The sequence below is a fragment of the uncultured Proteiniphilum sp. genome, from assembly GCF_937873925.1.
Classification (GTDB): Bacteria; Bacteroidota; Bacteroidia; order Bacteroidales; family Dysgonomonadaceae; genus Proteiniphilum.
Genome location: NZ_CALNAT010000002.1, coordinates 13,563 through 29,431, shown reverse-complemented (window position 1 = coordinate 29,431; position 15,869 = coordinate 13,563). Strand labels below are relative to the sequence as shown.

11 protein-coding genes and 1 pseudogene are annotated in these 15,869 nt (G+C 46.9%); 9 read left to right on the top strand and 3 right to left on the bottom strand.

The window, feature by feature from the left end; genetic code table 11:
• Positions 1 to 7: 7 nt before the first annotated feature.
• A complete protein-coding gene (locus Q0502_RS00155) occupies positions 8 to 958 on the bottom strand; it encodes a nitronate monooxygenase (RefSeq protein WP_298645735.1) in 951 nt (316 codons plus the stop codon).
• Positions 959 to 1,171: 213 nt separating this feature from the next.
• On the opposite strand from Q0502_RS00155, the gene purD reads away from it, so the two are divergent.
• The 3 genes from purD to Q0502_RS00140 all read left to right on the top strand — a co-directional run bounded on the left by purD (position 1,172) and on the right by Q0502_RS00140 (position 4,093).
• Positions 1,172 to 2,449 (top strand): phosphoribosylamine--glycine ligase, encoded by a 1,278-nt coding sequence (gene purD / locus Q0502_RS00150; protein WP_298645732.1) that lies wholly within the window; start codon positions 1,172 to 1,174, stop codon positions 2,447 to 2,449.
• Positions 2,450 to 2,462: 13 nt separating this feature from the next.
• Positions 2,463 to 3,482: a hypothetical protein gene (locus Q0502_RS00145; RefSeq protein ID WP_298645729.1), complete on the top strand. Its 1,020-nt coding sequence runs from the start codon at positions 2,463 to 2,465 to the stop codon at positions 3,480 to 3,482.
• Between the two features lie 104 nt (positions 3,483 to 3,586).
• Entirely contained in the window at positions 3,587 to 4,093 is a 507-nt protein-coding gene (locus Q0502_RS00140) for a DUF4251 domain-containing protein (RefSeq protein ID WP_298645726.1), read from the top strand.
• A 79-nt stretch (positions 4,094 to 4,172) separates the two neighbouring features.
• Here the strand turns inward: Q0502_RS00140 and Q0502_RS00135 are convergent, their stop codons facing one another.
• Both Q0502_RS00135 and Q0502_RS00130 read right to left on the bottom strand, forming a co-directional pair.
• Positions 4,173 to 5,801, bottom strand: a complete 1,629-nt coding sequence (locus Q0502_RS00135; protein ID WP_298645724.1) for an alkaline phosphatase — start codon at positions 5,799 to 5,801, stop codon at positions 4,173 to 4,175.
• A gap of 185 nt (positions 5,802 to 5,986) precedes the next feature.
• Positions 5,987 to 6,751 carry a DeoR/GlpR family DNA-binding transcription regulator gene (locus tag Q0502_RS00130; protein WP_298645721.1) on the bottom strand — a complete coding sequence of 255 codons (765 nt, stop codon included), beginning with the start codon at positions 6,749 to 6,751 and terminating at the stop codon, positions 5,987 to 5,989.
• Positions 6,752 to 7,033: 282 nt separating this feature from the next.
• Between Q0502_RS00130 and Q0502_RS00125 the strand changes: the two genes are divergently transcribed.
• From Q0502_RS00125 to Q0502_RS00100, 6 genes and pseudogenes are all read left to right on the top strand, one after another.
• The gene (locus Q0502_RS00125; protein ID WP_298645718.1) at positions 7,034 to 8,674 is read left to right on the top strand and encodes a ribulokinase; all 1,641 of its coding nucleotides are present in this window, start codon (positions 7,034 to 7,036) and stop codon (positions 8,672 to 8,674) included.
• A gap of 61 nt (positions 8,675 to 8,735) precedes the next feature.
• Positions 8,736 to 9,062, top strand: a complete 327-nt coding sequence (locus Q0502_RS00120; protein WP_298645715.1) for a hypothetical protein — start codon at positions 8,736 to 8,738, stop codon at positions 9,060 to 9,062.
• Positions 9,063 to 9,079: 17 nt separating this feature from the next.
• Positions 9,080 to 10,249 carry an MFS transporter gene (locus Q0502_RS00115; RefSeq protein WP_298645712.1) on the top strand — a complete coding sequence of 390 codons (1,170 nt, stop codon included), beginning with the start codon at positions 9,080 to 9,082 and terminating at the stop codon, positions 10,247 to 10,249.
• 52 nt (positions 10,250 to 10,301) lie between these two features.
• On the top strand, positions 10,302 to 11,645 hold the full coding sequence (locus Q0502_RS00110) for a sn-glycerol-1-phosphate dehydrogenase (protein WP_298645709.1): 1,344 nt from the start codon (positions 10,302 to 10,304) through the stop codon (positions 11,643 to 11,645).
• 37 nt (positions 11,646 to 11,682) lie between these two features.
• A pseudogene (locus tag Q0502_RS00105) lies at positions 11,683 to 12,093 on the top strand (transketolase); the annotation flags it as partial.
• Between the two features lie 564 nt (positions 12,094 to 12,657).
• Positions 12,658 to 15,858: a TonB-dependent receptor gene (locus Q0502_RS00100; RefSeq protein ID WP_298645708.1), complete on the top strand. Its 3,201-nt coding sequence runs from the start codon at positions 12,658 to 12,660 to the stop codon at positions 15,856 to 15,858.
• The last annotated feature ends 11 nt before the right edge of the window (positions 15,859 to 15,869 follow it).

The window sequence follows — 15,869 nt, the reverse complement described above, 5'->3', positions numbered from 1 at the left end:
TCCCGTATCAGAATGTCTGCACGGATAGTTGCTTAACAGCCTGGTTGTATTGCCCGATCATTTCTTCGATAACCTGCCCGGCGGGGATGATCTCCTTTATATGTGAAGCGATCTGTCCGATCTCCAGTTCTCCTTCCGACAGGTCACCCTCGAAGATGCCCCTCTTGGAACGTCCCCTTCCCAGCAGTTCGCGCAGTTCATCAGGAGTAGCGCCCCGGTCTTCCATCTCCTGTACCTGTCGGTAGAACTCGTTTCTGATCATGCGCGTAGGGCTTACCTTCTTGAGCGATAATACAGTATCTCCCTCATTCAAAGAGATACACTGCTGTTTAAAGGCCTCACTGGCGGAGCTCTCTTCGGTCAGGGCAAACCGGGTGCCCACCTGCACCCCTTCGGCGCCCAGCGCAAACGCGGCAGCCATCGCCTCTCCGGTGGCAATACCCCCGGCGGCAATCAACGGCAGATCGACTGCCTCTCTCACCTGCGGGATAAGTGTAAAGGTGGTGGTTTCTTCACGCCCGTTGTGCCCCCCGGCTTCGAACCCTTCGGCGACGATGGCGTCGACGCCTGCTTCTGCAGCTTTAAGTGCAAATTTGGAGCTTGACACCACATGTGCAACCTTTATTCCTTCCGCTTTGAGTGTTGTTGTCCATGTTTTCGGATTACCGGCCGAAGTGAAGACAACCGGTACTTTTTCTTCGAGCACAATCTGCATGATCTCTTCCATCTGGGGATACATCAGCGGGATGTTCACCCCGAAAGGCTTCCCGGTCGCCGCCTTGCATTTTTGGATATGCCCGCGCAATATGTCGGGATGCATGGATCCCGCTCCAATCAGTCCCAGTCCCCCGGCATTGCTTACTGCCGCCGCTAACTTCCAGCCGCTGCACCATACCATTCCTGCCTGGATGATAGGATAGCGAATACCAAAAAGGGCCGATATTCGGTTTATATTCATGTTTGAAATATTTGTCGCTTGAAGTTACAAAGATAACAACCTCTCCACGATTTTACCCTATCGCCGTAGAACAAAATCAATATTTGTCTTTCGGGACCAGCTCTCATTTCCCCTAAACGGTTGCGTTCAAATTTCAAATTCTGTTACATCGCTGTTTCATTTTTTTTAGTAGCTTTGTATCCTGTATAATAATGATTCAATGACATTGGCACTATGAACGTCCTTCTTCTTGGTTCCGGTGGGCGCGAACATGCGCTGGCCTGGAAAATTCGAAAGAGCAGACTCCTGAATAATCTTTATATCGCTCCCGGTAATGCCGGTACGGCATTGTTAGGTACGAACGTGCCCGTCGAGGTGACGGATTTCGAAGCGATGAAACGGTTTTCGCTGGACCATGATATTGATATGATCGTCGTTGGACCTGAAGTTCCTTTGGTGGAGGGTGTCTATGATTACTTCCATGAAGATGAAGATATTTGCCATATTGCCGTCATCGGGCCGTCGGGGAAGGGGGCGCAACTGGAAGGAAGCAAGGATTTTGCCAAACGATTTATGGCCGGCTACAATATCCCTACCGCAAGTTTCAAGACAGTTACCCTGGATAATGTGATGGAAGGGAATGCTTTCCTCGATTCGCTCCCCTCGCCTTATGTGCTGAAAGCGGACGGGCTGGCGGCAGGGAAAGGGGTGTTGATCATAAACGACCTGAATGAAGCGAAGCAGTCACTTTGGGAGATGCTCAACGGGAAATTCGGCGCTGCGAGTAACAGCGTGGTGATAGAGGAATTCCTGTCGGGTATCGAGTGCTCGGTATTTGTACTGACAGACGGGAGATCATACAAGATCCTGCCGGTAGCCAAAGACTACAAGCGGATCGGCGAGGGTGATACCGGCCTGAATACCGGCGGGATGGGGGCTGTTTCGCCCGTCTCTTTCGCCGATGACATCTTTATGGAGAAAGTACGTAGCCGGATTGTGGAACCTACTGTTGAAGGGTTGAAAAAGGAACGGATAGACTATAAAGGATTTATTTTTATTGGGCTGATCAATGTGGAGGGTGAACCGAAAGTGATTGAGTACAATGTCCGTTTGGGTGATCCGGAGACGGAAGTCGTGGTGCCGCTGATCCGGTCGGATCTTTTGGAACTGTTTCTCGCCGTGGCCACGGAAACATTGGATGAAAAAATATTGGAGACGGACGACCGGTATGCCGTAACTGTGATGATGGTCTCCGGCGGATATCCCGGAGCATATGAAAAAGGTAAACCCATAGACGGGCTCAATGATGTGCAGGACAGTATCGTTTTTCACGCCGGCACGGTAAATGCCGGTGGAGAAACGGTTACATCGGGAGGGCGTGTGCTTTCCGTCACTTCGTACGGGAAAAGCATGGACGAAGCATTGGAGACATCCTACAGGAATATTGATAAGATCAGGTTTGAGAACAGTTACTTCAGAAAAGATATAGGCTTCGATCTCCGTACACAATAACAAAAGGGGACCCATGCATTTTGTTGTCAAGTCGTTTCGTACAACTTTTGTCGAGGGACGTTTTGTTCCCATGCTCGCCGCTTTGGGAATGACCGCCATGCGGGTCGCGCTGTTTTATGCAGGGGATCGGCCGCAGATCGCTTCCCATGATGATAACTATCTCTGGGAACCGATAGCGCATCTCTTTGCCTATCCGCCGGTTTCATTGATCGCTTCCACGTTGTCCGTTTTTCTTATCGCCTGGATCCTGTCTCTGGTCAACAGCAGGTTCAATCTGCTCCGTTCACGTTCTAACCTGCCTTTTACGGCACCACTGTTTTTGTTGAGTCTCCATCCCTTCTTTCTGGTGATGTCGGGAGATTATATCAGCACTGCTTTTATACTTCTGGCATTCTTCCCCCTTCTGGAGTCATATCAGAAACCGGACTCCTATCTCTGTTCTTTCCGCGCATCTATACTGATTGCGGTGGCTTCCTTATTCCAGATCTATGCGCTCGTGTTGCTACCTCTGTGGTGGAGCGGGGAACGGTCGATGCGGGGCCCCCAGTTCCGGTCGTTTGTTTCGTCGTTGTTCGGCATTTTTCTGGTGTATATAACGCTGTTTTCCATTTACTGGTTGCTGGACGATATTCCCGGTTTCATACGGCCGCTTTTCCGTTTTGCCTCCTTTTCAATACCTGAAATCCCCGCTTTTTCCATTCTGGAGTGGAGTGGAGTAGTATTTGCCGGACTGTTTTTTATATCGAACATGATCTTCAGTATCAGGATTTATACCCGTGACAAGGTGCTCACTCTGTCGTTGATGCGGTTTGTGGTCTCTCTGATCGTCTTTCTGCTGTTGCTTCAGACTGTCTATTGGAAGGAGACCCTTTTCTTTCTGCTGCTCTCCATTGCCCTGATCTCCTACCTGAATGCTTACTTTTATTCAAAGACGATCTCAAAAACCCATATTTATCTGGCATACGGTATGTTGTCAGGGATGTTGTTTTTCTATTTATCACATCTTATTCCTTCGATGGGATCTCTGCTGTAAAACATTTCCTCTTTTCGTCTGTTATAATATAGTTCACAACCTACTCGCCGGCAGCATAATGATCGCCGGTCCGCAATATCTTATTCATGAAGGAGGATATGTATATGAAGAAATCAGCACTTTTTGGATTTGCAGCGCTTCTTTCGGTTCTGGCCTTTTATGCTTGCGGAAGCACGCAGACGGCTGCCGAAAAAGAAAAACTGGCTGCCGATGTACGGAATGCGGTGGAAATGTCCGGCTTTACATTTAGAGCCACATACGCTTATCCCACCGGTTATAAGTCGATTTATCTTTCACCTTATTATGATGTGAGGGTATCGCCCGACACGGTGAAGGCTTATCTGCCTTATTATGGCCGCGCCTATCGTGCGCCCATGGATTCGCGTGAAGGGGGATACCGGTTTACGAGCACTGATTTTGAGTATCAGGTGGATAATGAGGGAAACAAGAAGGGAAACTGGAGCGTGATGATCACGATCCGTGATCTGGATCGTCCCGTCACCTTTCGCTTTGATATCTGGGAAAACGGATCGGCTCGTCTCGACGTGAACGATGTGGACAGGCAACCGATCTCATTTCAGGGTGATCTGGCATTCAAGGAGGAGAAGTAATGACGGGAGTTCGCGGTATGAAAAACAAAAAAATCCACCCGGAAAGTGGATTTTTTTGTTGCATGGGTGCAAAGGTGCTCTATAATTTCTTCGCAAGTGCGGCCGGCAGATAGAAGGTGTCGTTCTTATCGATATAGACTGTAACCGATCCTATGTCGAAGGGTTTCCCGTTCAGATGGGCTACGGATGAGAATGCTTTCACTTCAAGGGTATTCCTCCCTTTTTTTACCCGGAGTACCGGAAAGTCCGGATCCTTCTTGTCTATGGAATAGTTCATCCCTGAGAAGACCTGATCGTGTTTCACGAATATCCGGTCGGATAACTCCTGCAGGGATATTTCCAATCCCGTCACTTTCTGCAGGTATTCGTTCAATTCAGTATTCTTTACATTTCCCCTGAGCACGTCCCCCTGGGGATGGTAAGAGGCGAGAAGCACTTCTTCACCGGTGTGTCCTCCCGTTGTGAAACCGAAGCAGGTCCTTGAATTCAATATGTTTACGATATTGTGGGCCAGGTTGTCACTTGTGCCGACCTTCATGTAGTCTGCCTCCTTGTAATTTTTGGAAGAAAGCAGCGTTCCCAGTTCTTCATCGGTGATATCGATATCGGTATATTGTTTGAAAACGGCTTTCATATCGTCCGGTTTCGTGTTGACCAATATCGATTCCAGCCCGTTGGCGCTTAGCTTGTATCTGGAGACCGTGCCGAAGAGCTGTTCGATGGAGAGTTTGTCGTATCCCGGACAATTCTTCGTACCTATAGTGAAACCGCTATTCCCATGGTCGGCGGCAATCACGACTACCGTGTTCCCGTCCTTTTCGGCAAACGCTATCGCCTTACCTACAGCCTCGTCAAAAGCGAGTAATTCGTTGATCATGGTGGCTGCATCGTTGGCATGGGCCGCCCAGTCCACCTGGCTCCCTTCCACCATCATAAAGAAGCCGTTCTCGCTCTTCGACAGTATCTGTAATGCTTTTTCGGTCATTTCCGCGAGCGAGGGTACCTTGTCGGGATTTCTGTCGATATTGTAAGGCAGGGCACGGCTGCCGAATAGCGCCCATACCTTTCCGTCACCGTTATAATTGAGCAGCGCCTCTTTGTCGTTCTGTAAGAGCGTAGTCCCGTTGTTCGCAAAATGATTTATCATGTCGTCGGTAAGGATGCCGTTGCCCCCTCCGAACATCACATCCAGGTTTTGATAAGCTATTTGTGAGGCAAGCGCACTGTAGTTGCTCCGTTTATAATGATGCGCGGAGAAGTCTGCCGGGGTGGCGTGCGGGAATTCACAGGTGACTACCAGCCCCACCGCCTTCTTTTTTTCGATCTTTGAAGCCTCAAGGATGGTGGCGGCAGGCTGATACGTACGCGATGCGTCTACGGGGAACAGGTCATTCTCCGAAACTTCGGGATAAGTGGCTACGTTGCCCGTTTGTTGTAATACCCCGGTAGCGTAGCATGAACCGGTGGGAGCGGAGTCACCGATCGGGGCGTTCGATGAAAAGGTGGTAACGGTTCCGGTGAAATAGGGATCTATGTGTAGTTCATTTCCCATGTCGTTGTAGAACTTGAGCCAGCGCGCGGCGGAGTAGACCCCTACGGAAGTACCGTCGGGGATCATCATGATCACATTTTTTACAGGCCTCACTTCCTGTGCAATAAGGGTCACAGAAGCAAGGAGCAAAAAGAAGATAAATTTTAATTTTTTCATTGAAACACTTGAATTTAAATTTTGATAAATGCCCAAAGGTACAAAATGTTGTTATTCATCATTTCCCAATAATGATAAAATTTTTTGTTGAGAGTTGCTGTCTCTTTACTTTGAAGGTAGTGTCGGAATAAAGTCGGAAAAATTGATGTTGCTGTTTCCCGAAGAGAATTGACAGTAATGAGTTGTTACGCAATGATCAGTTCTATTCCTCTTTCTTTCAGGAGGTTTTTCATTGAGTCGGAGATGCCGCTGTCCGTTACGATAATATCCACCTTGTCAATGTCACAGATCTTTACGAATCCTTTTTTCCTAAACTTCGACGAATCGCATAAAATGATTGTTCTGATGGAAACGTCCATCATCTTCTTGTTTAATTCAGCTTCCTCAATGTTAGAGGTTGTGATACCAAACTCGGCATCGATACCGTCTACGCCTAGAAAACATTTGGAGCAGGTGATGTTGGAGAGGAAACTGATGGAGGAATTGCCTATCACTGACATAGATCGTTTCCTGAAGTTTCCTCCCAGCAGAAACAGGTTCACCTTCTCCGTTTCACTCAGTATTTGGGTAGCTGTCACCGACGAGGTGACCACAGTAAGAGAACTCTGTGGAGTTATATTTTTAGCAAATTCACAAATGGTAGAGCCGGAATTGAGAATAATGGAGTCGTTCTCCTCGATCAATTTCGCAGCAGCAATTCCGATTCGTTTCTTTTCGTCTATATTCAGTTTCTCTTTTTCTACCACATTCCTTTCTGAAATATGAGGGCTGATAGGGCTCGCACTGCCGTGCGTCCTGTAAAGAAGCCCTTTTTTCTCCAGATAACTCAGATCTTTGCGAATGGTGACAGATGTCACATCCAGCAACCTGGATAGATTCTCCACGGTGACAAATCCATCTTTATTAAGGGTTTCCATGATTCTTTTATGTCTCTCTGCAATACTCAACATCGCTTTTTTTTTCAAAGTTAATAAAAAAATACAACTTTCAATTTCTTTATTATGATAGCTAAACTATTTCATAGTTGAACTAATTAATATTAATTAACAAGATATTTTACTAAAATGTTTCGAATAATTTCTTTTAATAGATATATGGTGTATATTTGCATCTAATATAATTCGAAACGTTTCGATTTTGATTCATTTACATTCCGAATTATTTACTATCCGTGATGCCTATTAAGAAATAATAACCTCTTCGATGAGGATTTAATAAAAGAGTTTCAGAAAATGCCTTACAACAAGAAAAACAATGGAAATCTGGTCATTGGAATTGATTTCGGTACCGACTCCTGCAGAGCATTGGCCGTCGATACTGATACCGGTGAAGAGCTTACTGTGACTACTTCCTGTTACAGAAGATGGGGAAAGAGACATTATTGCGATAACTCACAAAATAAATACAGGCAGCATCCGCTCGACTATATTGAGTCGCTGCAGGAAGTGATTCGTGGACTTCTGGCCAAGTTACCCCCCAATTCAATAAATAATATAGTTGCCATAGGGTGTGATACTACTTCGAGTACGGTTTGTATGACCGACAGCGAGGGCGCTCCTCTGGCTCTTCTTCCGCAGTATGCGGATAATCCCGATGCCATGTTTGTGCTCTGGAAAGATCACACTGCTATTAAGGAAGCGGATGAGATCAATGCCTTGTCACACCGCGGAGAAGTGGATTACACAGTATTCTCGGGAGGCAACTACTCTCCTGAGTGGTTTTGGGCTAAAACTTTGCATCTGCTGCGTAACGATCAAATCCGTGAGGAGGCGTATGCAGTCATTGAACTGTGCGACTGGATTCCGGCGCTACTGACTGGGGTATTGAAACCGGAAGAGGTGAAAAGGAGCAGATGTGCCGCGGGCCATAAATGTATGTGGGCAGAAGAATGGGGGGGATATCCTTCACGCGATTTTTTGTCTCAGTTCGATCCTCAACTGGGAAGTATTAGGAATCATCTGATGAATGAAACCTTTACAAACGACAGAGTGGAGGGCTCTCTCACACCGGAGTGGGCCAACAAGCTGGGGCTTTCTACCAATGTGATTGTTTCCACAGGCATCATAGATGCACATGCCGCAGCCATTGGCGCGGGCGTCAAGCCGGGGACCATGGTAAAGATAGTAGGTACCTCCACCTGCGATATTATGGTTGTTCCGCGTAATATGACCGGTAATAAAAAGATTGAGGGTATCAGCGGTCAGGTAGACGGGTCGGTGCTCCCCGGCATGATAGGTATAGAGGCGGGACAGTCTGCTTTCGGGGACGTCTATGCCTGGTTCCGGAACCTTCTGGGGTGGACGCTGGAGGAGTTTGCTACAGATCAGCAACGAAGAAATCAGATAATGGAGAGGATGTTAAGTGTACTTTCCGAAAAGGCGGCACTCATACCAACGGATGAATTTTCCCTTGTATCCCTTGACTTTCTGAACGGAAGACGTACCCCCAACCCGGATCCTGCAAAGAAAGGGATCATCTCGGGAATTACCTTGGGTACTACTGCTCCCGAGATCTTCAAAAGTCTCGTGGAGGCTACCGCATTCGGTTCCAAAGCGATCTATGAACACTATAAAAAAGAAGGGCTGGAACTGGTGGATAATGTGAGTGTAGGGGGAATCTCCCAAAAGTCGCCTTATGTGATGCAGACGCTCTCCAATGTGATGGGGTTACCCATCAAGGTGGCGCAGACAGAACAGGCGGGAGCGTTGGGTGCAGCCATGTGCACTGCCACTGCCGCAGGAATATTCGCAAGGGTGGAAGATGCCCAGCATAAGATGGAGAGCGGGATCAGTAGAATATACCGGCCCGATGAAAAGGCGCATGCGCTCTATAACCGACTCTATCAGCAATACCTCAGACTGGGTACTCTATGAAAAAATGCAGTACCGCTTCTGCCGGCTGAAGAATAAAACAGGCTCATAAAAAACCCTACGAATGAAATACAAACAACTCAGTTACCTTTTCCTGGCGCTTATCTTGCTGTTATTTGGCCAGTGTGTACAACCGTGTGAAAAGAGCCCGGGTACGGTGAGTGGGACAACACTTCAACAGTTTTTTCAATACAGGGGAGACAGTTCAATTATTATCAGTGGCCACCGCGGCAACTGGCGTACTAGTGGCTATCCTGATAATTCGCTGGAAGGATTGCAATATGCCGTGGAGCAGGTTCCCGATATCTTTTTTGAAGTGGATCCGAGATTGACAAAAGACAGTGTGATTGTGCTGATGCAGGATGGCATGCTGAACGATTTAATTTTTTAGTATAGAGACTTAAAGATATGAATGAAGTAAAAGTAAACTTCTTTGCGAAGGTAGGCATACCCGGGCAGTTGGCATGGGGGTATGTGGGGATCCTGATCTTTATGATGGGTGACGGCATGGAGCAGGGATGGCTTAGTCCCTATCTGATTGAAAACGGGTTGACAATGCAACGATCCGCCATGCTCTTCTCTGCCTATGGGATCATTATAGCCATCGCGTCTTGGTTTTCGGGTGTAATGGCTGAAGCTTATGGTATAAAAAAGACAATGTTCACCGGATTGATACTCTATCTGTTCGGAACGGTAAGTTTCGTGGGTTACGCGCTGCCCGGCATGAATTTCACGGTGATGTTACTAACCTATGCCCTGCGCGGATTTGGTTACCCTTTGTTTGCATACTCTTTCCTTGTATGGATAGCCTACGTGAGTCCTGGCAAGTCGCTCGGTCGGGCCGTAGGCTGGTTCTGGTTTGTTTTTACCGGTGGTTTGGTAGTGCTGGGTGCTTACTACTCCAGCTGGGCTATACCCCGGATCGGATATATCAACACCCTCTGGAATGCGGTAATATGGGTATTGGTAGGTGCTTTCTTTGTACTGGTATTGACCAAAGAGAGAAAGAGAGCGGTACAGGGCGAGTTTCGCTCCCGGATGAGGGAAGTGGCTAAAGGATTTTTTGCCCTGTACGGTTTTACTACTACCGAGTGGTTGCAGATATGGGGTACAATCTTCACCAGTAATATTATCTTCAACCTGATCTTCGGTTTTATAGGTGACTCATTGGGATGGCGCAATACCATCATCTGGTTTGGAGGCGTGGGGTGTGCCGTCTCAACTCTTCTCTTTTACTATTCACCTCAGCTGTTTGGTGACAGCTTCATAGCCGTGATGATAGCGGGTATCATCTGGGGAGCCATGCTGGCCGGTTATGTACCCCTCTCGGCTTTAGTGCCTTCACTGGTGAAGAATGACAAGGGTGCTGCCATGTCGATTCTCAATCTGGGTGCCGGCTTGCCGGTATTTGTAGGACCCGCTGTCGTGGGGCTCTTTATAGGGTTGGTGGGAAGTACCGGTGTGATATGGATATTGGCGCTCTTGTACCTGATCAGCGCCTTGCTTACCAAGTTTATTACACTGCCGAATAACGCGAAAACGCTTAAGCATTTAGATTCCGGGAATATGGATCATTAGTCGTTTTTCGGGTTGTACAATGAAGAGCGATTCCTAATAACTTGTATATGATATGTTGAAAATTGTAGATGTATTAAAAAATGTAGATCAGACGAAAGCGCTGGTCATTGAGAGGGGGGCTGTGAACAAGGTGGCAGACCTCTTTAAAAGTCAATTTGACGGAGCTAAAGCCATTATTGTGGCCGATCAGAATATGTACGACCTGGTGGGAAAGAAGATTGGACTCTTGCTGAAGGAGAATGGTGTGGAGCAAGAAATACCTTTTATTTTCGATAACGGGATACCGGCGGCAACTTATGAAAATATGGAGTTACTCGCCAAAGTTCTCAGAGAGCAGAGTGCGATACCTGTGGCTGTTGGATCCGGTATCATCAACGATCTTACTAAGCTGGCATCTTATCAATCCTGCAGGAGGTATATGTGCGTGGTGACAGCCGGATCAGTCGATGGCTATACCGCCTTTGGATCGTCTGTCACCCTGGATGGCTCTAAACAGACCTTCAGTTGCCCTGCCCCCCAGGCTTGCCTGGCCGATATAGATATCATCAGTAACGCACCGCTGACCATGTCTGCCGCCGGTTATGCCGACATTTTTGCCAAGGTGACTGCCGGCGCCGACTGGATCCTGGCAGACGCGTTGGGGGAGGAACCGATCAACCACACAGCTTGGGATATTGTACAGGGAGGACTGCATGAAGCACTTTCTCATCCTGAAGGGATTGTTAGACGCCACAAAGGCACTTACACCCTGTTGACGGAGCGGCTGATGCTATGTGGCCTGGCCATGCAGCATGCCAAGTCGACACGTCCCGCGTCCGGAGCTGAGCACCATTTCAGTCACCTGTGGGATATGGAACACCATGTATATAACGGAGGCCAGGTAGCGCATGGTTTTCAGGTGGCCATAGGCACCCTGGCGCTTACGGCACTCTATGAGCAACTGCTGCAAACACCCATAGAAGAGCTTGACGTTGATTCCTGTTGCAGAAAATGGCCCACGCTCGATCTCTTTATCCGGCATGCCGTAGATATGTTTAAGGGTACCGACTTCCTTCAGATAGGGGTGTATGAGATAATTGCCAAATATATTACAAAAGAGAAACTCAGGGACCAACTCATACTGTTAAAACAGCAATGGCCGTACATCAGGGCCAGGTTATCAGAACAGATTATCCCCTTTAATGAGGTAAGGAGACGTCTTCAGGTTGTGGGGGCGCCTACCGGGCCGGAAGAGATAGGTATCTCGAGGGAGTACCTGCGTGAAACCTTCTACCGTGCTTTATACATCAGACGTCGTTACACTATCCTTGATCTGGCAATGCGGACAGATATGATGGAAAGATGGCTGGATGCTATCTTCGGTATCAATGGTATATGGACGATAAAGCAGGGATAAAGTATGGGAAAAATTGTAATTATATACCTATTGAGATATGAAGGATAACAAAGTAATGAATCGTGCTGCCGATAATATCCGAATCTTGTCGGCCGCAATGGTAGAGAAAGCCAGGTCAGGTCATCCCGGCGGACCTATGGGAGGAGCCGATTTTATCAATGTACTCTATACTGAATTTCTGCGATATGATCCCGATAACCCCTTTTGGGAGGGACGTGACCGCTTCTTCCTTGATGCAGGTCATATGTCGCCCATGTTGTATGCAACACTTGCTCTCTGTGGTAAATTCACGATGGATGATCTCGGTGAATTCCGTCAGTGGGGAAGTCTTACACCCGGACACCCTGAACTGGATTTGTTCCGGGGAATAGAGAACAGTTCAGGTCCGCTAGGACTGGGACATGCCTTTGCAGCCGGCGCAGCGATTGCAGCTAAATTTCTGCCATCAGAAGGTCTTTTTCGCAGACAATCACAGGCTTATCAGGAATCGGTACTTCCCCGGGGAGTGATGAAATTCGGGCTGACAGCGGGATTGCCGGTGACCTTAGAAGGGATGATAGGCACTGATGGTGAGATCTGGGGTATGAAGTCGTTCGGCTTTTCGGCACCTACAAGGTATTAGATGAAAAATTGGGCTATACCGGCAGGAATGTATATGAACAGGTGAAGAGAATGATGTTTCGCCGCTCCGGTAATGAGTAAGAGGAGTATAATTTAAAACAATAAGTTATGTCAATTATCAAAGATGTAGTACTCCCTGTGGAACTGGCTTCCGATCATGCCGGTTACACAGCAAAGCAAAGGAGAGGATAAGGAAGATTCCCCGGGAAGCATTGTAACTAATTTTTCACGAAAACGAAATAGGTTGGTAACATTTTTATATTTTCTTTGCGCAAAAAATATGTTAAAGAAAATATCTGTTTTTCTCTATAAATAATTATATGTGGAGGATAGAATAAAAAAGGTGATAAAATAAATTGCAGATTATTTAAAATCCATTAAAAACCATGTTATGATTCACTTAATTAAAAAGTATGGCTGTAAAGAAGGTTCTTCTTTCGGGAGAAGCATATACTTATGGCTTCTTCTGACCGTTCTGGCTGTGGTTGATCTGAATGCCATCAGTATGGATAACAGTCTTGTGTCACAGGACAGGAGAGCCAGGGTATCGGGTAAAGTGACCGACAAAAGCGGAGAGGCATTGCCAGGTGCTACAATTCAGGTAAAAGGGAGTGTTCGAGGCGTGATAGCAGATATAGACGGTAATTATGAGTTTCCCGATTGTCCCGTGGGAGAGACTTTGGTAGTCTCCTTTGTAGGGATGGAAACAATAGAGCGAGTGTATAACGGTGAATCGCGTCTTGATTTCGTGATGGATGTGATTGCCGACGAATTGGATGAAGTAACAGTAGTTGCATTTGCCAGACAGAAGAAGGAGAGTGTATTGGCTTCCATCTCCACGGTAAAGCCTTCAGAACTAAAGGTGCCCTCCAGCAACCTCACAACGGCTCTGGCCGGAAGGGTCGCTGGGCTTATTTCATACCAACGGAGCGGTGAACCCGGACAAGATGATGCCAGTTTTTTTGTGCGTGGCGTTACTTCTTTCTCTTATGCTGCGGGACCGCTTATCCTTATTGACGGAGTAGAAATGACCTCTGCTGATCTTTCCCGGCTTCAACCGGATGATATAGCAAGTTTTTCCATTATGAAGGATGCAACTGCCACCGCGCTCTACGGGGCACGGGGAGCCAATGGCGTGATACTTGTGACCACCAGGGAAGGAAAGGAAGGACCGGCAAGTATCTCTTTCCGATATGAGACATCTTATTCAACACCTACCCGGAAAGTTGAGTTGGCCGATCCGGTAACCTATATGAAATTGAATAATGAAGCGGTGTCTACTCGTGACCCGTTGGCAATCATGCCCTATTCCCGACAGAAAATCGACTTTACTGAACGGGGAGTCAATCCGCTTATCTATCCCGCTAACGATTGGTACAATCTTCTCTTCAAGAATTTCGCCGTAAACAGAAGGGCCAACTTCAATGTGAGTGGTGGTGGAAAGGTTGCCAGATACTATATTGCCGGAACCTATAATCAGGACAGCGGCATACTGAATGTAGATAAGCAAAGCAACTTCAATAATAACATAGACCTGAGAAAGTATCTGTTGCGATCCAATGTGAACATCAATATTACACCTACTACGGAGGCGATCGTACGTCTGCACGGTACCTTTGACGACTATACCGGCCCCATTGACGGAGGTTCTGCCCTTTATCAGAAGATGATGCGATCCGATCCGGCACTTTTCCCTGCTTATTACCCCAAGACGGAGAAAACGGCACATGTACAGCATATCATGTTTGGAAATTATGAAGGGGGAAACTATATTAACCCCTATGCAGATATGGTGAAAGGATATAAGGATTATACAAGGTCGCTGATACTGGCTCAGTTTGAAATGAAACAGAATCTCGACTTTATCACGCAGGGACTGAACCTGCGAGGACTCTTCAGTACCAACCGAAGTTCTTATTTCGACGTGATCCGGAGTTATAATCCCTTCTACTATAGCGTACTGAATTATGACAGAGTGAATAATACCTTTGATCTCTTTAAGATGAATCCTGACACGGGTACCGAATACCTCGGATATACGGAGGGGGCCAAGGAAGTCTCTGCCACTACTTATTCGGAACTGGCTGTCAATTATGACAATACATTTGATAAAAAGCATGGTGTAAGTGGACTGCTGGTAGCCGTGATGCGTAACTACACCGAAGCAAATGCAGGAAGCCTTACCCTTTCACTCCCCTCACGGAACGTAGGGCTGTCGGGACGTTTTACCTACAGTTACGACAGCCGTTACTTTACTGAATTCAATTTCGGATATAACGGTTCGGAACGATTCTCCCAAAATGAACGATTCGGTTTCTTCCCCTCTATAGGAGGGGCGTGGTATGTCTCCAATGAACCCTTCTGGAAGGGAAGAGTGGAGGATATGATCTCCAAGCTGAAACTGAAAGGAACCTACGGACTAGTGGGTAGCGATGCCATTGGTAACAGGGATGACCGTTTCTTCTATCTCTCTGAAGTGAATATGAACAATTCATCCAAGGGATATACTTTTGGCGAGGATTACGGATATTCTGTGAATGGTGTTTCCATCTCACGTTATGCAAATGATCTGATCACCTGGGAGACATCCTACAAAACCAATATAGGCTTAGAGGTGGGACTCTTCCGGGATTTTGAAATACTGATCGACCTCTATAAGGAAGAGAGAAAGAATATCCTGATGAGTCGTTCCGATATTCCCTCCACCATGGGATTGCAGGCTATACCGGCGACAAATGTGGGAGAAGCCTCAGGCCGGGGAATTGATTTTTCTATCGATTACAACAAAGCTTTTGCTAATAGGTGGTGGCTCACGGGACGTGCCAACTTTACCTGGGCCCAGGCAAAATACAAAGTATATGATGAAATTGATAACAGTGATACGCCTTGGCTTAGTAGGGTAGACCGGCCTATCGGACAGCAATGGGGATATATTGCAGAACGTCTCTTTATCGATGAGTTTGATGTAGCCAACAGCCCGGTTCAAACTTTTGGAGAGTATATGGGTGGAGATATTAAATACCGGGATATCAATAACGATGGTGAAATCACATCGCTCGATATGGTACCTATCGGTTATCCTACCAGCCCGGAGATTATCTACGGCTTCGGATTCTCTACAGGAAATGATAAGTTTGACTTCTCTTTCTTCTTTCAGGGACTGGCACGCGAATCGTTCTGGATAGACGCTGCCGCTACACACCCTTTTGTAGACAATGACGATAACAGCAGTGTGATCTCCAAAAATGCATTACTGAAGGTTTACGCCGACAGTCACTGGTCGACCACTAATCAGGATCTATATGCACTTTGGCCTCGTCTCTCCAACCGGGTAATAGCAAACAACACACAAAGGAGCACTTGGTTTATGCGTGATGGCTCTTTCCTGAGATTGAAATCGGTAGAATTGGGATATACATTGCCCGACAAGCTGCTTAATCGTCTTCATGTAAAAGATCTGAGAGTTTACGTGAGCGGGACCAACCTGTTGAGTTTTAGCAAATTTAAACTGTGGGATCCCGAGATGGCCGGGAATGGTCTGGGTTACCCCATTCAGAAGGTTTATAATATAGGAATTCAATTTTCGTTTTAATACTGAAAAAA